An 18398-nucleotide genomic window follows, 5' to 3' on the forward strand; every position below is an offset into this window, starting at 1 on the left:
CGGGCGAGCGGTCGCTGAGCCACGGCTTGGTGGAATGGGGATGTTGGAATGAAGCAGGTTGCGCCCGCCCTCGTGGCATTGGTGACGTTTTCCGGATCAGCATTGGCAGCCGACCTTCCGCGCAAATCCTCCAGGCCACCGGCTGTCGCCGCAGCAGTCGCCAACTGGACCGGCTGCTACGTCGCGGGCGGCGGCGGCTACGGCATGTGGAATCAGGAAAATTCGACTTTTGTCGACGGTCCGGCCCGCTTTCAGAATGCCGATACCACCACCACGGGCGGCCGCGGATACTTCGGCACGGTACAGGCGGGATGCGACTATCAGTTTGCCGCGGCCGGCGAGCGCTTCGTGATCGGAGCTTTCGGTGATTATGATTTCTCCAGCCTGACCGGACGGCTCACTCCCTCCGGCTTCTCCATGGTTGGTGACGAGAAGATGAGCTCGGCCTGGGCTGTCGGCGGCCGTCTCGGCTGGCTGGCGACTCCCAGCCTGCTGACCTATGTCTCGGCGGGTTACACCGAAGCAACCTTCGACCGCACGAACTTCAATCTGAACTTCCCGCCGTTCGGCGTTTCGGCCGGACTTTATCAGGACAAGCGGACCTACAATGGTTGGTTCATCGGCTCCGGCGCCGAATATGCGCTGGGCTTCCTGCCGGGTCTCTTCTGGAAAACGGAATACCGGTTCTCCGACTTCGATGTCGGGACAAATCCGATCCGGGACACGGCGAGCGGCTTGCCGATCGGCTTTTCCGAAGATTCGAAGAAGTACGTCCACACGGTCCGCAGCGAGTTGGTTTACCGCTTCAATTCGAGCGGATCGGCCGCCGATGTAACTTCCCCTGCCTACCTGAAGGCGCCTCCGACTCCGATGCCGGTTACGAATTGGACTGGCTGCTACGTCGGTGGTGGCGGCGGCTACGGGCTGTGGAATCAGGACAACACGACCTATCTCGACGGACCGCCAAGGACCCGCTTCAGCGATACGGCAACGACCGGAGGCCGCGGCTTCTTCGGCACGGTGCAGGGCGGCTGCGACTACCAGTTTGCGGCAGCGGGCGCCGCCTTTGTCGTCGGCGCATTCGGCGATTACGATCTCAGCAGCCTGAAGGGCCAGCTCAGCCCGCCGCGCTTCGGGATCGTCGGCGAGGAAAAGATGAGCTCGGCCTGGGCGGGTGGCGGCCGGCTCGGCTGGCTGGCCGCCCCGAGCCTTCTGACCTATTTCTCAGTCGGCTATACCGAAGCCAACTTTGACCGTACTGATTTCACCCTCAACGCTGCGCCATTCGGAAGACCAAGCGGCGAGTTCATGGACAAGCGTACCTACCGTGGCTGGTTCATCGGCGCCGGCCAAGAACACGCGCTGAAGATCGTGCCTGGCCTGTTCTGGAAGACTGAATATCGATTCTCTGAATTCAACACCGGGACGAACGCCATCCGCGACACTGCAACGGGTCTGTCGGTCGGAGCGTCAATCGATTCCGAGAAATGGGTTCATGCCGTTCGCAGCCAACTGGTCTATCGCTTCAACTGGGGCGGAGGCCCGGTTGTGGCGAAGTACTGATCTTCCATGCTGATCTCTCGCTAACGCAAAGCCCCGGTTCCTCCGGGGCTTTCGCTTTCTGCATTCGATCGTGTGGAAGTCGGGAACAGAGTTGCGCTCTGGGCTCCAGACCCGACACGAGCGCCCATCCGCGCATTGCGGCCGCATTGGTTTCACCGAACGGCCACATCGGAATCAGACGCCAACCAGATTTCCTCGCTAGGTTCGCGGGCTTCTCAAATAGGAAAGGCATGACCATGCGCAGCTTCACGGCATCCGTCATCGTTGCAGCTCTCTCGCTGGGAACACCTGCCCTGGTGCAGGCACAGGGCGCATCATCGCAATCCGACACGGAGCAACCATCCACGCAGTCCAGCACGGTGATCCGGAGCATACAGGTTGTGGACCTCAAGGAATTGCAGCCGGCCGTGCGCGCGAAGGTCGATGAACTCGTGGCGCATACCAACGAAAAGGACATCCAGTCGCTTCGGCAGTCCATCGACGCCACACCGCAGGCCGCATCCGTGCTCAAGGCCAAGGGCTTGAGCTCGGCACAAGTCGTCGCGATCAACATCGTCGACGGTGTTCTGACGATGTTCACCAAGACGGCCTGACACCCGGAGCATGATCGCCAGCTCCTCGGCCGGACGTCGAGATCCGCGCTGCGAGAAGATTGCCCTGCAGCGGACCTGCTGCAGGGCTGGCCGTGTCCGACATGAAAGCTCTCACCGGGCCGGCAATTGCAGCCGGGTCGGGCGCGCTCGGCCCTTGCTTCGGCACCCGCCGGGGCGCTAAAGAGGCGCCATTGGGCGGTTAGCTCAGCTGGTTAGAGCATCTCGTTTACACCGAGAGGGTCCGCGGTTCGAATCCGTGACCGCCCACCAGCCTTCGCTCGCTTCGCGAGCTACGGCTCGGCAGGCCAGCACAGCAGGTCATGGGCGCGAAGCGAGCGAAGGCTGCCGCGCCGAAGCCCAACGGGCGAAGGCGGGCTTATCGCGGCGAAATTCAGCCCGGCAATCTCAGCCATCAATCCTGCGGACGCCCCGGCAGCAGGGGCACGGCGTCGATCCACACCGCTGCCGATTGGCACCAGATCTGCCTCACCGGCCGCAGCGCGCCGCGCTGGCGGATCGAGCCCCAACGGATGCCCCAATCGTCGGCCTGATCGCCCTCGCCGCTGGTGAACAGCGGGGAACCGCAATCAGCACAGAAATGCTGGAAGCGCATGCGGCCGTTGTCGCCGCGCTTGCCGTAGATTTTGGGCGAGCCACGGGTCAGTCGGACATCGGCCTTGGTGCAGATGGCCGTCACGCGGAACGGCGAGCCGGTCAGCGTCTGGCAATCGGTGCAGTGACAGACCGAGACAGCCTCCGGATCGACCTCGGCCTCGAACGCGATCTTCCCGCAATGGCATTGCCCATCGACGTGCATTGCCTCCTCCCCTTCCCCAAACAAAAACGGCGCCCGAAGGCGCCGTTTTATCATCATTTTCGAGCAGCGATCTCAGTGAGCGGTCAGACCGCCGGCGGCTTCATCGCCGTCCGGCTTCACCGTCACTTTGGTGTCCTCTTCCCAGACGATCGGCGTAGGCTTCTTCACCAGGGCCTTGGCGACGACGTCATCGAGGCGCGAGACCGGGATGATCTCCATTCCGCCCTTGATCGCATCGGAAATCTCCGTGAGATCCTTGGCGTTGTCCTCGGGGATCAGCACCGTTTTGATGCCGCCGCGGGCCGCAGCCAGCAGCTTCTCCTTGAGGCCGCCGATCGGCAGCACGCGGCCGCGCAGCGTGATTTCGCCGGTCATCGCGACATCATGGCGAACCGGGATGCCGGTCATGACCGAGATGATCGCGGTGGCCATCGCAACGCCTGCGGACGGACCATCCTTCGGCGTCGCGCCCTCCGGCACGTGCACGTGGATGTCGCGCTTGTCGAACAGCGGCGGCTCGACGCCGTAGTTGATCGCTCGCGAGCGGACGTAGGACGCCGCCGCGGAGATCGACTCCTTCATGACGTCGCGCAGATTGCCCGTGACCGTCATCTTGCCCTTGCCGGGCATCATGACGCCTTCGATCGTCAGCAGCTCGCCGCCGACATCGGTCCAGGCAAGGCCGGTGACGATACCGACCTGCGGCTCGCTCTCGATCTCGCCGAAGCGGTACTTCGGCACGCCGAGCAACTCTTCCAGAGTCTTCTCGGTGACCTTGACCGACTTCTTCTTGGAGATCATCAGCTCCTTCACCGCCTTGCGGGCCAGTGTAGAGAGCTCACGCTCCAGGTTACGCACGCCCGCTTCGCGGGTGTAGCGGCGGATCAGCAGCAGCAGCGCCTCGTCGTCGATCGAGAACTCCTTGGAGTCGAGGCCATGCTTGGACACCGCGTTCGGGATCAGGTGCTTGCGCGAGATCTCGACTTTCTCGTTCTCGGTGTAGCCCGCGATCCGGATGATCTCCATGCGGTCCATCAGGGGCCCCGGAATATTGAGCGTATTCGCGGTGGTGATGAACATCACGTTGGACAGATCGTAGTCGACCTCGAGATAGTGGTCGTTGAAGGTCCCGTTCTGCTCGGGGTCGAGAACCTCGAGCAGCGCCGAGGACGGATCGCCGCGGAAATCGGCGCCCATCTTGTCGATCTCGTCCAAGAGGAACAGCGGATTGGACGACTTCGCCTTGCGCATCGACTGGATGATCTTGCCGGGCATCGAGCCGATATAGGTGCGGCGGTGACCGCGGATCTCGGCCTCGTCGCGCACGCCGCCGAGCGAGACGCGCACGAACTCGCGCCCCGTCGCCTTCGCGATCGACTTGCCGAGCGAGGTCTTGCCGACGCCGGGAGGCCCGACCAGGCACAGGATCGGCCCCGTCAGCTTGTTGGCGCGCGACTGCACCGCGAGGTACTCGACGATACGCTCCTTGACCTTCTCAAGACCGTAGTGATCGGAGTCCAAGATGGCTTGCGCCTGCTCCAGGTCCTTCTTCACCTTGGACTTCTTGTTCCACGGGATCGACAGCAGCCAATCCAGATAGTTGCGCACGACGGTCGCCTCCGCAGACATCGGCGACATCTGGCGCAGCTTCTTCAATTCATGCTGCGCCTTCTCGCGCGCTTCCTTGGAGAGCTTGGTCTTGGAGATCTTCTCTTCGAGATCGGCGAGCTCGTCGCGACCGTCGTCGTCGCCGAGTTCCTTCTGGATCGCCTTCATCTGCTCGTTGAGGTAATACTCGCGCTGGGTCTTCTCCATTTGTCGTTTGACGCGAGAACGGATGCGCTTCTCGACCTGCAGAACCGAGATCTCGCTCTCCATCAGGCCCAGCACCTTCTCCAGGCGCGTGGTGACGGACAGCGTCTCCAGGATTCCTTGCCGATCGGCGATCTTGACGGCGAGATGCGAGGCGACCGTATCGGCCAGCTTGGCGAAATCAGTGATCGCCTGCACGACGCCGACGACCTCGGCCGAGATCTTCTTGTTGAGCTTCACATAGCTCTCGAAGTCGGACACGACCGAGCGCGCCAGCGCTTCCGCCTCGACCGATTTCGCATCGGTGTCGGCGAGCGCGACGGCGGTCGCCTCATAATAGTCGGCGCGGTCGGTGTACTTCGCCACGCGCGCACGCTCGAGGCCCTCGACCAGCACCTTCACGGTGCCGTCGGGAAGCTTCAGGAGCTGCAGCACGCTGGCAAGCGTCCCGGTCTCGTAAATGGCATCGGGCGCCGGATCATCGTCGGACGCGTTCTTCTGCGTCGCGAGCATGATCAGCGCGTCGTTCTTCATCACCTCTTCGAGTGCGCGGATCGACTTCTCGCGACCGACGAAGAGCGGAACGATCATGTGCGGAAAGACGACGATGTCGCGCAGCGGCAGCACGGGATAGGCGTGCGCTTCGCCATGAACGATGGTTGGCCGGGGTTTTGGATTGGTCATGGCCTTTTCCTTTTGCTTTGCCCCCTTGCACGCAGCCCGCGATCATGCGCAACCGCCACAAGGTGCCGAGGTGATCCGCAGAACCGGTCGGTCCTCTACAAGTTGGACCGGCTCGCCGGAACGGAACTGAGGCGAATCTTGAAGAGAATTTTCGCTCGCCGCCGACATTAGGTGGCTATCGACCCGGGGGGTGTCAAGTCATTGAAAAACGCGCGCCATCAGGCGCTTACGCACGCAACAAGCGACGCAACACCGGCTGCGGAAATACAGTTCCGCAGCCCACTTCGAGGAGACGATTGGAGCGTTCCAGCGCCGTCAGATCAGGCGCTGGCGTTCTCGACGGCGCGATCGGACCGATCGGCGTAGATGTAGAGCGGACGCGCCGTGCCTTCCACGACTTCGCGGGAAATCACGACTTCTTCCACACCCTCCAGGCCCGGCAGGTCGAACATGGTCTCGAGCAGGATCGCCTCGAGGATCGAACGCAGGCCTCGCGCGCCGGTCTTGCGCTCGATCGCCTTGCGGGCGACCGCGCCAAGCGCCTCGTCGGCGAAGGTCAGCTCGATGTTCTCCATTTCGAACAGCCGCTGGTACTGTTTCACCAGCGCGTTCTTCGGCTCGGTCAGGATCTTCTTCAGCGAGGTCTCGTCGAGGTCCTCGAGCGTCGCCACAACCGGCAGACGGCCGACGAATTCGGGGATGAGGCCGTACTTCAGGAGGTCCTCAGGCTCGACGTGACGGAAGATCTCACCGGTCCGGCGATCCTCCGGCGCGAGCACGTGGGCGCCGAAGCCGATCGAGGTCGACCGACCGCGGGCCGAGATGATCTTCTCCAGGCCGGCGAAGGCGCCGCCGCAGATGAACAGGATGTTGGTGGTATCCACCTGCAGGAACTCCTGCTGCGGATGCTTGCGGCCGCCCTGCGGCGGGACCGAAGCCACCGTGCCTTCCATGATCTTGAGCAGCGCCTGCTGCACGCCCTCACCCGACACATCGCGCGTGATCGAGGGGTTGTCGGACTTGCGGCTGATCTTATCGATTTCGTCGATGTAGACGATGCCGCGCTGGGCGCGCTCGACGTTGTAGTCGGCGGCCTGGAGCAGCTTCAGGATGATGTTCTCGACGTCCTCGCCGACATAGCCGGCCTCCGTCAGCGTCGTGGCGTCGGCCATCGTGAATGGCACGTCCAGGATGCGGGCGAGCGTCTGAGCGAGCAGCGTCTTGCCCGAGCCGGTCGGACCGATCAGCAGGATGTTCGACTTCGCGAGTTCGACGTCGTTGTGCTTGGTCTGATGGTTGAGGCGCTTGTAGTGATTGTGCACCGCGACCGAGAGGACCTTCTTCGCATGGCTCTGGCCGATGACGTAATCGTCCAGCACCTTGCAGATTTCCTTCGGCGTCGGAATACCGTCGCGCGACTTGACCAGCGAGGACTTGTTCTCCTCGCGGATGATGTCCATGCAGAGCTCGACGCACTCGTCGCAGATGAAGACCGTGGGACCCGCGATCAGTTTGCGGACTTCGTGCTGGCTCTTGCCGCAGAACGAGCAATATAGCGTGTTCTTGGAGTCGCTCGTGCCGACCTTACTCATTCATGTCTCCGTCCGCGGTTCGATCCCGTTCCGCTCGATCGCTCCATTCCGACACGATGGTCGGCATGAAGCTTAAGTAGAGCAAATTCCGTACCAAAAAAGACCCTACGCTTTACTACATTCCGTGCGAATCACGGTGGCTCGATTCTCCCGCGATCATAGCCGATCAATCGTAGCCAACCATGCTGTCACCCGACTATCAAGAATTCGCTAATCGGGGGTCGCCGGCTACCCGTGACAATACCGTGATTTCCGGTCTTGGCACGGGCGAAGTGATCGAAAACACCCCGGCGTTGCTGGATTGCCACGAAAAACAAGCACGAAAGCGGAACTTTCTGCTTGTCGCAGGGCGCAAAACCGCGTTTTGCGCCGTGCGCACGCGCACCTAACGTGAACGCCGCCCTGACGGGTCCACGGCAAACCGAGGGCTCGTCGTGACGCCCCAGTAGTGCTACGGGGCCTTCGCCGGCGCCGGCTCCTCGGCGCGCTTGTCGATCACCTTGTCGACCAGGCCAAACTCCTTGGCGTCGTTCGCGGTCAGGAACTTGTCGCGCTCCAACGCATCCTCGATCGACTTGTAGGTCTGGCCGGTGTGCTTGACGTAGATCTCGTTGAGCCGCTTCTTCAGGTTCAGGATCTCCTGGGCGTGCAGCATGATATCGGTCGCCTGGCCCTGGAAGCCGCCGGAGGGCTGGTGCACCATGATGCGCGCGTTCGGCAGCGAGAAGCGCATGTCCTTCTCGCCAGCGCAAAGCAGCAGCGAGCCCATCGAAGCCGCCTGACCGGTGCACAGGGTCGAGACCGGCGGGCGGATGAACTGCATGGTGTCGTAGATCGCAAGGCCCGACGTCACCACGCCGCCCGGCGAGTTGATGTACATCGAGATTTCCTTCTTCGGATTTTCCGCCTCGAGGAACAAGAGCTGCGCGACGATCAGCGTCGACATGCCGTCCTCGACCGGGCCGGTCACGAAGATGATGCGCTCCTTCAAGAGGCGCGAGAAAATGTCGTAGGCGCGCTCGCCACGGTTGGTCTGCTCGACCACCATGGGCACGAGGTTCATGTAGGTTTCAACCGGATCGCGCATGAGTCACCTAGGGTTTCGGAGACGGACATCGCCGGGCAGGCTTGCCAGCTTGGCTGGATTTGCCGGAAGGCGAATGGACGTCCTGTGATGCAGGAACTTGGGTAAGAAGTAGAAAGGCGTAGCGACAGATATAGCCCATTTCGCTTCTGACAAGTGCGCAGCGCATTAAGGCTTAATCCGTGGCGGCAGTTGAACTGATTCGCACAAAGAGGCCCAGCCGGCCACCTGGCTAGCTGGGCCTCTTCGCTCATCATCCTTAATAGCGGACTATCTCAAACCCTTCAGGCCGCGGTCTTTTCCGCGTCGTCGTCCTTGTAGAGGTCCTCGCGCGAAACCTTCTTCTCGGTCACGTTGGCGAGCTCGAGGATGAAGTCGACCACCTTGTCCTCGTAGATCGGTGCACGAAGCTGGGCCAACGCCTGGGCGTTGTTGCGGTAGAAGTCCCAGACCTCCTTTTCGCGGCCGGGCATCGAGCGCGCGCGCTCGATCACGGCGCGGCCGACCTCGTCGTCGGTCACCGTGATCTTGTTCTTCTCGCCGATCTCGGAGAGCACCAGGCCAAGCCGCACGCGGCGATCGGCGATCTTGCGATACTCCTCCTTCGCCTTGTCCTCGGTGGTGTCCTCGTCGGCAAAGGTCTTGCCGGCGGAGTCCATCTCGGCCTTGACCGAGTTCCACATCAGGCTGAACTCCTCGTCCACCAGCGAGGGCGGCGCCTCGAAGCGATGCGCCTCGTCGAGGCGGTCGAGCAACGCGCGCTTGACGCGCTGGCGCGTAGCGGTGGCGAACTCGGCGGTCAGGCGCTCGCGCGCGGCTTCCTTGAGCTTGTCCAGCGATTCCAGGCCGAGCGACTTGGCGAACTCGTCGTCGATCGCAAGGTCCTGCGGCGCCTCGATCAGCGTCGCGGTGGTCTCGAACTCGGCCGGCTGCCCGGCGAGCTTGTCGTTCATGTAGTTCTTCGGGAACGACACCTTCAGCGTGCGCGTCTCACCCGCGCCGATGCCGATGAGCTGCTCCTCGAAGCCCGGAATGAAGGTATTGGAGCCGATCAGGACCTGGATGCCCTCGCCGGTGCCGCCTTCGAAGACTTCGCCGTTGATGCGGCCCGTGAAGTTGATGGTGACGCGGTCGCCCTGCTCTGCCTTGGCGCCCTCGCCCTTGTCGGCGTAGGTGCGATTGGAATCGGCGATGCGCTTGATCGCCTCCTCGACGTCGGCGTCGGTGACCTCGGCAACGGGCTTCTCGACCTGGAAGCTCTTGAAGTCGGCGAGCGCGATCGCCGGCACCACTTCGATGGCCACCGTGTAGGTCAGATCCGTCTTGCCGCTCAGCAGCTCCTCGACGTCCTTCTGCTCTGTCGGCATGGTGATTTTCGGCTCGGTCGCGAGGCGGAAGCCGCGCTCGGAGAACAGCTGCGTGTTGGTGTCGCGGATGGTCTGGTCGATGGTCTCGGCCATCACCGAGCGGCCATAAACCTTCTTCAGGTGCGAGACCGGCACCTTGCCCGGACGGAAGCCGTTGATGCGGACCTTGTCCTTGAGGTCGACGAGCTTGGCGCCGGCCTTGGCGTCGAGATCAGACGCGGGAACGCTGATCTTGAACTCGTGCTTCAAACCTTCCGAGAGGGTTTCTGTGACCTGCATGGCGTCCAATCTTCTTTTCGTTCGGCCCCGGCACGTCGCGCGTCGGGACGCTGTCGTTAATCGATCCGGCGCGAGGCGATCGCCTCCACGCCGGTGGTTCATCGGACCCGCTCCAGGCGGATGATCATCCGCGCGAAAGCAGGCCTCGTAATCCGTGCAAACGCGATAAGCGCTTGGTGCGGGCGGAGGGACTCGAACCCCCACAACTTTCGTCACTGGAACCTAAATCCAGCGCGTCTACCAGTTCCGCCACGCCCGCGTGAATTCGCATCAAGACCGGCCGCGATGCCGCGGGCGGCCGGGCTTATAGCATGTGCCTGACTGTTCGCAGCAAAAAAATGGCCTGATGGAGGCAAGCTTCAAGTAGGCACTGCGGCTGGACTTATCCAGCACGGCGTGGTCCGGATCGTGCCATGACAACGCGGATCCATGCTCCCCATCGGCGCGAGGTTTTGGCCGGCTTAGGGGCCTCGGCAGCCGGGCTGATCGTGGGCGGCGCGGGCCCCTCCGTCACGGCCCAGCTCGCGCTGCAGGCGAGGCCGGCAACGCTGGCTTTGAGACCGGGTCAGCCGGCTACACCAATCTGGGAACTGGCCGCGGTAAGCCACCTCAAAGACGTGCGTCTCAAGCGTTTCGACCGGTGCCAGGTGGTCTTCAGCAACAACCTCCCTGTGCCGATTGCGCCAGTCTGGTACAGCCTCCACGCGCCGATGGCCGCCGACCCGCTCCGCGGCCGCGCCCCGGCAGCGCCGGATGCGACGGAAACATCAATTATTTCAGTGCCTAATGCAGGCACCCTGCTGGCCGACTTCCGCCTCTTCGAGCACCGCCTGCAGCAGCCCGCACGCGCGCTTCCGATCATCGTGGCCGAAACCGGCCCGGTCGCCGTCGATCGTGACGAGCTCCTGCTGATCCAGGAATGGCGCCTACGGCCGGATGGCACCGCGGTCCCGCCGGGCCAGGACCCGAAGGACACGACGCCGCTTTACACAATCAACGGAGAGACTTCATTCGAACTCTCAGCTTCGGCGGGCGAGCGGCTGCGGCTACGCTTCATCAACGGCTCGCAACGCTCTGTTCTCGCAATCAAATTGGAAAAACACGAAGTCCGCGTGATGGCCCTCGACGGCCAGCCGGCCGAGCCGTTCCCCGCGCGCAACGGCGCGTTGGTGCTGGCCCCTGGTGCGCGGGCCGACGCCTTCGTGGATGCGGCCACCTCGGCCCCATTTCTGCTGCATGATGGCAAGGAGGCGCGCCGGGTCGGAAACCTGACCGTCTCCAGGACGCTGGAGCGCGCCCCGCTGCCGCCGCCCCAACCGCTCCCGCCGAATGATCTGCCCGAGAAGCTCGATCTGAGAGGCGCCCTGCGGTTCGATGTCGCGCTCGGTACAACCGATGCCGGCTGGGCACGGCCCGCGACCTTCTCCACCGCCTCCGCCCCCGCCTTCCGCGCCAAGACCGGCCGCATCGTGGTGCTGGCGCTGCAGAACCCCGCCCCCATCACCACCGTGTTTCACCTGCACGGCCACCATTTCCGCCTGCTCGACAAGCTCGACGACGGCTGGAAGCCCTACTGGCTCGACACACTCGCGATCGAGCCCGGCCAGACCCAGCGCATCGCCTTCGCCGCGACCACGCCCGGACGCTGGCTGATCGAATCCGTCGCGACCGACTGGGCCGCGCAGCGCCTGGTGCGGTGGTACGGGGTGGAGTGAACGTTCAGTATTCGATGCCCAGCGCGTCATAGATCCGCCGGTGCACGGCCGGCAGCGTCTCGGTAAGGTCCTCCGCGATCAGGCCAGGACCGGCTTCGCTCGCCGCCTCGCCGTGCATCCAGACACCGATGCTGGCGGCCTCGAACGCCGGCACGCCTTGCGCCAGGAGCCCGGCGATGATCCCGGACAGCACGTCGCCGGCGCCGGCCGTGGCGAGCCAGGGCGGCGCATTGGCGGCGATGGTGGCGCGGCCGTCGGGGGCGGCGACGGTGGTGTCCGGGCCCTTCAGCAGCACGACGGCGCCGCAGCGCTCGGCGGCGGCGCGGACGCGCTCGAGCTTGGAGCGGCCGGGATGCTTGTTGCTGAGGTCGGAGAACAGGCGCGGAAACTCGCCTTCGTGCGGGGTCAGCACCACCGCATTGTCCTGCGAGGACTTGATCGATTCAAACAGGCGCTCGGGCGTTGCGGCAAAGCTCGTCAGCGCATCCGCATCGAGCACCAGATGCCGGTGCGCGGTAAGCGCGGTGTGGACGAGATCGCAGGTGCGCTCACCGATGCCAGCACCGGGGCCGATGATGCAGGTGTTGTAGCGCTTGTCGCCGAGCAGCTCGCCGAACTCGACCGCGGTATCGAGGGGGCGCACCATCACCGCGGTCAGCGCGGCAGCATTGATCGCGAGTGCATCGCGCGGGCTCGCCAGCGTCACGAGGCCCGCGCCGGCGCGAAGCGCGCTGCGCGCGGCGAGCCGTGCCGCGCCGGTCGCGGCTGCGTCGCCCGAGACCGCGAGCACGTGCCCGCGCGCGTATTTGTGGCCGTCGATGCGGGGCACCGGAAAGGCCGCGCGCCAGAGATCCGGATCGTTCTCGAAGGTCTGCGGCGCGATCTCCTCCAGCACCTGCCCATCGATGCCGATGTCGGCAACGCGCACGCGGCCGCAATGCATGCGCCCGGGCAACAGCAGATGCGCCGGCTTCTTGCGGAAGAAGGTGACGGTCTCGGTGGCGTTCACCGCCACGCCCAGCACGGCCGCGCTGGTGCCGTTGATGCCGCTCGGCAGGTCGACCGCCAGCACCGGGGCACCGTTGGCGTTGATCGCCTCGATCATGGCGCGCGCTTCGCCATCCACGGTGCGGCTGAGGCCGGCACCGAACAGCGCATCGATGATCAGCGCAGGCCTGCCGATCGCCTGCGGGTTGAACGGCAGCACCGGGTGCTTCCAGCCGCGCGCGGCCGAGGCGGCATCGCCCTGGAGCTGGTCCCGCTCGCACATCAGGATCACCGAGACCTCGCGCCCCTGCGCGGCGAGCTCGGCCGCGGCCACGAAACCGTCCCCGCCATTGTTGCCGGGGCCGGCCACGATCAGGATCGGCCCCTCCTCCACCAGCGCATGGGCGGCCTCGGCGACCGCCTGGCCGGCGCTGAGCATCAGCTTGAAACCGGGCGTGCCGGCCGCGATGGCGAGCTGGTCGGCGCGCTGCATTTCGGCGTTGGTCAGAACTTCCATGCCACTTCCTAGTACAAACGCCTCTTGAACAGGCATATTTGGCGCCGATCCGGCGGCGGGAACGTCGAACTGCACATATATTGAACCGTTTGCCTATTTTGCGGTCTTCGGTATTTTGTGCAGGTCGGCACCATCACTCAGAGATGCTCGTTAAAAGGCTGATAACGCTCCGATAATCAGGGCATTTGCAACTTGGCATAGACCCTGCTTTCGAGGAAGCCGCTTCGGTTCGTCGTGCTCACTGACATCTTGAAGGGCGTGGCCGGCCGTTGTTGCCGGACGGGTCAGGGATCCCGGCACAGAGAAGACAAGATCGTGCGTTGAGAAATGCGCGTCCTGACGAAGACGTTGCTATTGGATCGAAAGGCCGGGAGTCGCGCAGTGAAGAAAATCGAAGCCATCATCAAGCCATTCAAGCTCGACGAGGTGAAGGAAGCGCTTCAAGAAGTCGGTCTGCAGGGCATCACCGTCACCGAGGCCAAGGGCTTTGGCCGGCAGAAGGGTCACGCCGAACTTTACCGCGGCGCAGAATACATCGTCGACTTCCTGCCGAAGGTCAAAATCGAGATCGTGATCGGCGACGATCTGGTCGAGCGCGCCATCGACGCGATCCGCCGCGCCGCGCAGACCGGCCGCATCGGCGACGGCAAGATTTTCGTCTCCAACATCGAAGAGGCGATCCGCATCCGAACCGGCGAATCCGGGCTGGACGCTATCTGAGCCGGGTGCTATCCCGCATTTTGCGACACTCTGACAAGAAATAAGGCTGCTTCGGCGGCCTGATTTCGTTTGTGCGGTCGCGCGCGAACTCGCCAAAAGCGAGAACAATCTTGCTCACCTGGAAACCGACCCGCAGAGCCATAAGGGGTATGCATGAAGACCGCCAAAGACGTCCTGAAATCGATCAAGGACAACGACGTGAAGTACGTCGACCTGCGCTTCACCGATCCGCGCGGCAAGTGGCAGCACGTCACGTTCGACGTCAGCATGATCGATGAAGACATCTTCGCCGAAGGGACGATGTTCGACGGCTCCTCGATCGCCGGCTGGAAGGCGATCAACGAGTCCGACATGTGCCTGATGCCCGATCCGGTGACCGCGACGATCGACCCGTTCTTCGCCGAGACCACCATGGTCATCACCTGCGACGTGCTCGAGCCGACCACCGGCGAGCCCTATAACCGCGACCCCCGCGGCATCGCCAAGAAGGCCGAGGCGATGGTGAAGTCGATGGGCGTGGGCGACGCCGTGTTCGTCGGCCCCGAGGCAGAGTTCTTCGTGTTCGACGACGTGCGCTTCTCCTCCACCCCCTACAACACCGGTTTCCGCCTCGACTCCTCGGAGCTGCCGACCAACTCCGACACCGAATATGAAGGCGGCAATCTCGGCCACCGCGTCCGCACCAAGGGCGGCTATTTCCCGGTTCCGCCGCAGGACTCGGTGCAGGACATGCGCTCGGAAATGCTCGGCGCCATGGCCAAGATGGGCGTCAAGGTCGAGAAGCATCACCACGAGGTCGCTTCCGCCCAGCACGAGCTCGGCATGAAGTTCGACACGCTGACGCTGATGGCCGACCACATCCAGATCTACAAGTACTGCATCCACCAGGTCGCGCACATCTACGGCAAGACCGCCACCTTCATGCCGAAGCCGGTCTACGGCGACAACGGCTCGGGCATGCACGTGCACCAGTCGATCTGGAAGGACGGCAAGCCGGTGTTCGCCGGCAACAAGTACGCCGACCTGTCGGAGACCTGCCTCCACTATATCGGCGGCATCATCAAGCACGCCAAGGCGATCAACGCCTTCACCAACCCGTCGACCAACTCCTACAAGCGTCTGGTCCCGGGCTATGAGGCCCCCGTGCTGCTCGCCTATTCCGCGCGCAACCGCTCGGCGTCGTGCCGCATCCCCTACACCGCTTCGCCGAAGGCCAAGCGCGTCGAGGTGCGCTTCCCCGATCCGCTCGCCAATCCCTATCTCGGCTTCGCCGCGATGCTGATGGCTGGCCTCGACGGCATCAAGAACAAGATGGATCCGGGTCCGGCGATGGACAAGGACCTCTACGATTTGCCGAAGGAAGAGCTGAAGCAGATCCCGACCGTGTGCGGCTCGCTTCGCGAGGCGCTCGAAAACCTCGACAAGGACCGCGCCTTCCTCAAGGCCGGCGGCGTGTTCGACGACGACTTCATCGACGCCTATATCGAGCTGAAGATGACCGAGGTCGAGCGCTTCGAGATGACCCCGCATCCGGTCGAGTTCGACATGTACTATTCGGGCTGATCGGCCTGAACCATCCGCGACAAGCAAAAGGCGCTTCCGGAAGGAGGCGCCTTTTCGTTTTGGCAGCTCGCAGGAAGACCCGACAGAAGGCGGGGATCCGTGGCGGCGTTCGCGAGCATTTATCGTTCGGCGCGGCTCTATCCACCTTCTGGCTGGCCGAGCAGCGGCTTTAACCATTCGCGCGTCAGGCCAATGTCGTCCTCCGTGATCGTGTGCCCCGTCGGCAGCAGGTGATGCGTTACATCGGCGCCCATATGCGCCAGCCGTTGCGCCAGGCGAGCCCCGTCGCCGCGCAGCCGCCGCGCGTCGTTGTCACCATCGATCAGGAGAGCCGGGAAGCGCGAGAGGCGCGTGTCCGGGTCGACCGCGAACGGCGACAGCGGCCTGAGAAGAACGGCACCGGAGAGACAGCGAGGATAGAGCATGAGCAGCGCAGCGGCCATGATGGCGCCGTTCGAAAAGCCGATCGCGACCGGCGGCCTCGGGAAGCGACAGTTCTTCCCGATCCGGACCACCTCGGCGGCCAGCACCTCGGCTCGGGCAAGTAGATCGCGTTCATCGATCGAGCGATCCTCGAACCGGCGAAAGAAAGCGAAGCCGGCCTCCCAGGGCACGGCGCCTCGAAGCGCGACGGCCATCGAGCCCGGGGCGAGCAACCCAGCCAGCGGCACCATGTCGCGCTCCGTACCGCTCGAACCGTGAAGCATCAGCAACGGGGTACGATCCGGAGCGGCACTCTCGATGAAACAATGGTCATGAACCGACAATGGCAATTCCTCGGGCGGACCGAATGGTCGAGACGGCAGGGTGAGTCCATACCCTCGAACCATGCAACAGAAGATGGGATCTGCCTGCACTCTACCACGTCGCCGTGAACGCCCGCTGCAGCTCGGTCGGAGCCGTGGCGCCCGCTCGCGATCAGCACCTCGCCGCTTTCTGTTATGGGTTGTTAGGTCGCGGCATCAAATGGTCGAGCAGGCCGGTGGGGAGCGGAAACACCACGGTCGACGAGCGTTCACCGGCGATGTCGTGCAGAGCCGCGAAGTAACGCAGCTGCATTGCCTGAGGCTCCTGCGCCAGGATCCGGCCGGCTTCGACGAGTTTTTCGGCGGCCTGCTGCTCGCCCATCGCATTGATCACCTTGGCTCGCCGCAAGCGCTCCGCCTCAGCCTGTTTGGCAATCGCGCGAACCATGGTTTCGTTGATATCGACGTCCTTGATCTCTATGCCGGTGACCTTGATGCCCCAGACGTCAGTCTGCTTGTCGAGGATCTCCTGGATATCGGCGTTCAACCTGTCGCGCTCGGCAAGCATCTCGTCGAGCTCATGCTTGCCGAGCACCGAACGCAACGTCGTCTGGGCGAGCTGGCTGGTCGCCGCCATGTAGTCGCCGACCTTGATGATGGCGCGCTCGGGGTCGACGATGCGGAAGTACAGGACGGCGTTGACCTTGACGGAGACGTTGTCCCGCGAAATCACGTCCTGCGGCGGCACCACCTGCACCATCACCCGCAGATCGACCTTGACGAGTTGCTGCACGATCGGGATGAGGAGTATCAGGCCCGGGCCCTTCACACCGGTAAAGCGGCCGAGCGTGAAGACGACGCCGCGCTCGTATTCGCGCAGGATTCGAATAGCCTGGGATAGAAACACGATGACAAGCAGCGCAAGCGCCGCATACGTCAGATATTCCAGCGTCATGATGTACCTCCCTCGCCTGTCCGGGCGGGTGTGCGGCGTATCAGCAGCGTCAGGTCGACGACATTGGCGACCTCCACCGTCTCTCCGGGCTTGAAGGTTTCGGCGCCGCGCGCCTGCCAGCGCTCACCATGGGCGAAGACATGACCTTCGTTCCCGTTCCAGTCGAGAACCTCGGCGGGCAAGCCGCGCATGGCCTGTGCGCCGACCAGCGCAGGAGCTTTGCGGACGCGCCGAAGCGAGCCAAGCACGACCAGAGCAAAGCCGCTGAACACGACCGCGGTGGTGCCGATCACCCACCAGGACAGTTGGTATCCAGGCGCCTCGCTCCTGAAGAGCATCATTGCTCCCAGCACGAAAGCGATGATGCCGCCGAAGCCGACCACCACGGTCGGGTTGAAGGCTTCGACGGTGAGAAGCACGAGTCCCACCAGCATCAGGGCGAGGCCGGCATAGTTGATCGGCAGCAAATTGAGCGCATAGAGGCCGATCAGCAGGCAGATCGCGCCGACGACTCCCGGGGCGACGGCTCCGGGAGACATGAACTCGAAGATCAGGCCGTAGATACCGACCATCAGGAGAATGAACGCCACGTTCGGGTTGGTGATGACCGCCAGGAACCGGGATATCCGTCCGGGCTCGATGGCTTCGACGACAGCATCCTTTGTTGCGAGGCGTTGCGTCTTGCCGCCTGCGAGCTCCACCACACGGCCATCAACCTGCCGCAGCAATTCAGCCTGATCGCGCGCGACGAGATCGATGGCATGTGCCTCCAGCGCGCCGTTGGCAGAGAGTGTTGCGGCCTCGCGGACCGCCCTCTCCGCCCACTCCGCATTGCGGTTGCGCAGCTCGGCGAGGCTTCGGATGAAGGCGACGGCATCGTTCGTGGCCTTCGCCGTCATCGCGTCCTTCGGCTCATCCCTCTTGTCTTTGCCATCCTTGTCGGGTGTGCCGCTCGGCAGGCCCGGCAGCGGCCCGCCAATCTGGACCGGCGTCGCCGCACCGATGTTGGTACCTGGTGCCATCGCCGCGATGTGGGTCGCGTAAAGGATATAGGTCCCCGCACTCGCCGCGTGGGCGCCGGAGGGAGCGACGTAGCCAATGACAGGGACGGGCGAGGCGAGCACATCCGCGATGATCTCGCGCATGCTGGAATTGAGCCCGCCGGGCGTGTTCATCCTCAGAAGCACGACCTCGGCGCGCCGTTCGCTCGCCATGGCCAAAGCCTCTCGCACGTAACTGGCTGACGCCGGGCCAATCGCCCCGTCGATCGAAACAACAAGGGCTACGCGCTTGCTCTCCTCCGCTGAGCTGGGAAGGAGGCAGCAGCTCAAAGCCACGGCGGTGATCGCCGCAACGAGGGCCGCCTTCATGGTCTGCACGGCACGGGCTCCCTTGCAGAGCATA

The 18398-nt window shown here is 63.7% G+C and carries 15 protein-coding genes and 2 tRNA genes; 7 read left to right on the forward strand and 10 right to left on the reverse strand.

The window, feature by feature from the left end; translation table 11 throughout:
• Positions 1 to 48 precede the first annotated feature (48 nt).
• The 3 genes from ACVWYQ_RS06465 (at position 49) to ACVWYQ_RS06475 (ending at position 2426) form a co-directional block, all read left to right on the forward strand.
• On the forward strand, positions 49 to 1563 hold the full coding sequence (locus ACVWYQ_RS06465; protein ID WP_271538036.1) for an outer membrane protein: 1515 nt from the start codon (positions 49 to 51) through the stop codon (positions 1561 to 1563).
• A gap of 230 nt (positions 1564 to 1793) precedes the next feature.
• A complete protein-coding gene (locus tag ACVWYQ_RS06470; RefSeq protein ID WP_456725525.1) occupies positions 1794 to 2156 on the forward strand; it encodes a hypothetical protein in 363 nt (120 codons plus the stop codon).
• Between the two features lie 193 nt (positions 2157 to 2349).
• Positions 2350 to 2426 (forward strand) — tRNA-Val (locus ACVWYQ_RS06475).
• Positions 2427 to 2568: 142 nt separating this feature from the next.
• On the opposite strand, the gene ACVWYQ_RS06480 is transcribed toward ACVWYQ_RS06475, so the two are convergent.
• The 3 genes from ACVWYQ_RS06480 to clpX form a co-directional block, all read right to left on the reverse strand.
• On the reverse strand, positions 2569 to 2973 hold the full coding sequence (locus ACVWYQ_RS06480) for a GFA family protein (RefSeq protein WP_456725526.1): 405 nt from the start codon (positions 2971 to 2973) through the stop codon (positions 2569 to 2571).
• Positions 2974 to 3045: 72 nt separating this feature from the next.
• Positions 3046 to 5469, reverse strand: coding sequence for an endopeptidase La (lon, locus tag ACVWYQ_RS06485; RefSeq protein ID WP_036010279.1), 2424 nt, complete (start codon positions 5467 to 5469; stop codon positions 3046 to 3048).
• 320 nt (positions 5470 to 5789) lie between these two features.
• Positions 5790 to 7061 (reverse strand): ATP-dependent Clp protease ATP-binding subunit ClpX, encoded by a 1272-nt coding sequence (gene clpX, locus ACVWYQ_RS06490; RefSeq protein ID WP_157283535.1) that lies wholly within the window; start codon positions 7059 to 7061, stop codon positions 5790 to 5792.
• 182 nt (positions 7062 to 7243) lie between these two features.
• On the opposite strand from clpX, the gene ACVWYQ_RS06495 reads away from it, so the two are divergent.
• Positions 7244 to 7450 carry a hypothetical protein gene (locus tag ACVWYQ_RS06495; RefSeq protein ID WP_225150083.1) on the forward strand — a complete coding sequence of 69 codons (207 nt, stop codon included), beginning with the start codon at positions 7244 to 7246 and terminating at the stop codon, positions 7448 to 7450.
• Between the two features lie 62 nt (positions 7451 to 7512).
• Here the strand turns inward: ACVWYQ_RS06495 and ACVWYQ_RS06500 are convergent, their stop codons facing one another.
• The 3 genes from ACVWYQ_RS06500 to ACVWYQ_RS06510 form a co-directional block, all read right to left on the reverse strand.
• Positions 7513 to 8148 carry an ATP-dependent Clp protease proteolytic subunit gene (locus tag ACVWYQ_RS06500; RefSeq protein WP_025036638.1) on the reverse strand — a complete coding sequence of 212 codons (636 nt, stop codon included), beginning with the start codon at positions 8146 to 8148 and terminating at the stop codon, positions 7513 to 7515.
• A 281-nt stretch (positions 8149 to 8429) separates the two neighbouring features.
• Complete coding sequence (gene tig, locus ACVWYQ_RS06505; protein WP_456725527.1) at positions 8430 to 9791, reverse strand: trigger factor; 1362 nt, start codon at positions 9789 to 9791, stop codon at positions 8430 to 8432.
• Between the two features lie 174 nt (positions 9792 to 9965).
• Positions 9966 to 10050 (reverse strand) — tRNA-Leu (locus ACVWYQ_RS06510).
• A gap of 154 nt (positions 10051 to 10204) precedes the next feature.
• Here ACVWYQ_RS06510 and ACVWYQ_RS06515 point away from each other — a divergent pair.
• The gene (locus tag ACVWYQ_RS06515) at positions 10205 to 11506 is read left to right on the forward strand and encodes a multicopper oxidase family protein (RefSeq protein WP_456725528.1); all 1302 of its coding nucleotides are present in this window, start codon (positions 10205 to 10207) and stop codon (positions 11504 to 11506) included.
• Between the two features lie 4 nt (positions 11507 to 11510).
• Here the strand turns inward: ACVWYQ_RS06515 and ACVWYQ_RS06520 are convergent, their stop codons facing one another.
• Complete coding sequence (locus ACVWYQ_RS06520) at positions 11511 to 13010, reverse strand: NAD(P)H-hydrate dehydratase (RefSeq protein WP_404540823.1); 1500 nt, start codon at positions 13008 to 13010, stop codon at positions 11511 to 11513.
• A gap of 381 nt (positions 13011 to 13391) precedes the next feature.
• On the opposite strand from ACVWYQ_RS06520, the gene ACVWYQ_RS06525 reads away from it, so the two are divergent.
• Together ACVWYQ_RS06525 and glnA are read left to right on the forward strand one after the other, a co-directional pair.
• Positions 13392 to 13730, forward strand: coding sequence for a P-II family nitrogen regulator (locus tag ACVWYQ_RS06525; RefSeq protein ID WP_007603495.1), 339 nt, complete (start codon positions 13392 to 13394; stop codon positions 13728 to 13730).
• Between the two features lie 153 nt (positions 13731 to 13883).
• On the forward strand, positions 13884 to 15293 hold the full coding sequence (glnA, locus tag ACVWYQ_RS06530; protein ID WP_036010292.1) for a type I glutamate--ammonia ligase: 1410 nt from the start codon (positions 13884 to 13886) through the stop codon (positions 15291 to 15293).
• A 137-nt stretch (positions 15294 to 15430) separates the two neighbouring features.
• Here the strand turns inward: glnA and ACVWYQ_RS06535 are convergent, their stop codons facing one another.
• The 3 genes from ACVWYQ_RS06535 to ACVWYQ_RS06545 all read right to left on the reverse strand — a co-directional run bounded on the left by ACVWYQ_RS06535 (position 15431) and on the right by ACVWYQ_RS06545 (position 18373).
• A complete protein-coding gene (locus ACVWYQ_RS06535) occupies positions 15431 to 16150 on the reverse strand; it encodes an alpha/beta hydrolase (RefSeq protein WP_456725529.1) in 720 nt (239 codons plus the stop codon).
• Positions 16151 to 16232: 82 nt separating this feature from the next.
• On the reverse strand, positions 16233 to 16994 hold the full coding sequence (locus tag ACVWYQ_RS06540; protein ID WP_036025384.1) for a slipin family protein: 762 nt from the start codon (positions 16992 to 16994) through the stop codon (positions 16233 to 16235).
• Complete coding sequence (locus ACVWYQ_RS06545) at positions 16991 to 18373, reverse strand: NfeD family protein (RefSeq protein ID WP_404540819.1); 1383 nt, start codon at positions 18371 to 18373, stop codon at positions 16991 to 16993. Before ACVWYQ_RS06545 ends, ACVWYQ_RS06540 begins: the two co-directional genes overlap by 4 nt.
• Positions 18374 to 18398 lie beyond the last annotated feature (25 nt).

Source organism: Bradyrhizobium sp. USDA 3397 (assembly GCF_054060965.1).

Excerpts from the sequence above, each read along its gene's own strand:
- ACVWYQ_RS06465 (WP_271538036.1), top strand. The coding sequence starts at position 49 with ATGAAGCAGGTTGCGCCCGCCCTCGTGGCATTGGTGACGTTTTCCGGA.
- ACVWYQ_RS06470 (WP_456725525.1), top strand. The coding sequence starts at position 1,794 with ATGACCATGCGCAGCTTCACGGCATCCGTCATCGTTGCAGCTCTCTCG.
- ACVWYQ_RS06480 (WP_456725526.1), bottom strand. The coding sequence starts at position 2,973 with ATGCACGTCGATGGGCAATGCCATTGCGGGAAGATCGCGTTCGAGGCC.
- lon (WP_036010279.1), bottom strand. The coding sequence starts at position 5,469 with ATGACCAATCCAAAACCCCGGCCAACCATCGTTCATGGCGAAGCGCAC.
- clpX (WP_157283535.1), bottom strand. The coding sequence starts at position 7,061 with ATGAGTAAGGTCGGCACGAGCGACTCCAAGAACACGCTATATTGCTCG.
- ACVWYQ_RS06495 (WP_225150083.1), top strand. The coding sequence starts at position 7,244 with ATGCTGTCACCCGACTATCAAGAATTCGCTAATCGGGGGTCGCCGGCT.
- ACVWYQ_RS06500 (WP_025036638.1), bottom strand. The coding sequence starts at position 8,148 with ATGCGCGATCCGGTTGAAACCTACATGAACCTCGTGCCCATGGTGGTC.
- tig (WP_456725527.1), bottom strand. The coding sequence starts at position 9,791 with ATGCAGGTCACAGAAACCCTCTCGGAAGGTTTGAAGCACGAGTTCAAG.
- ACVWYQ_RS06515 (WP_456725528.1), top strand. The coding sequence starts at position 10,205 with ATGACAACGCGGATCCATGCTCCCCATCGGCGCGAGGTTTTGGCCGGC.
- ACVWYQ_RS06520 (WP_404540823.1), bottom strand. The coding sequence starts at position 13,010 with ATGGAAGTTCTGACCAACGCCGAAATGCAGCGCGCCGACCAGCTCGCC.
- glnA (WP_036010292.1), top strand. The coding sequence starts at position 13,884 with ATGAAGACCGCCAAAGACGTCCTGAAATCGATCAAGGACAACGACGTG.
- ACVWYQ_RS06540 (WP_036025384.1), bottom strand. The coding sequence starts at position 16,994 with ATGACGCTGGAATATCTGACGTATGCGGCGCTTGCGCTGCTTGTCATC.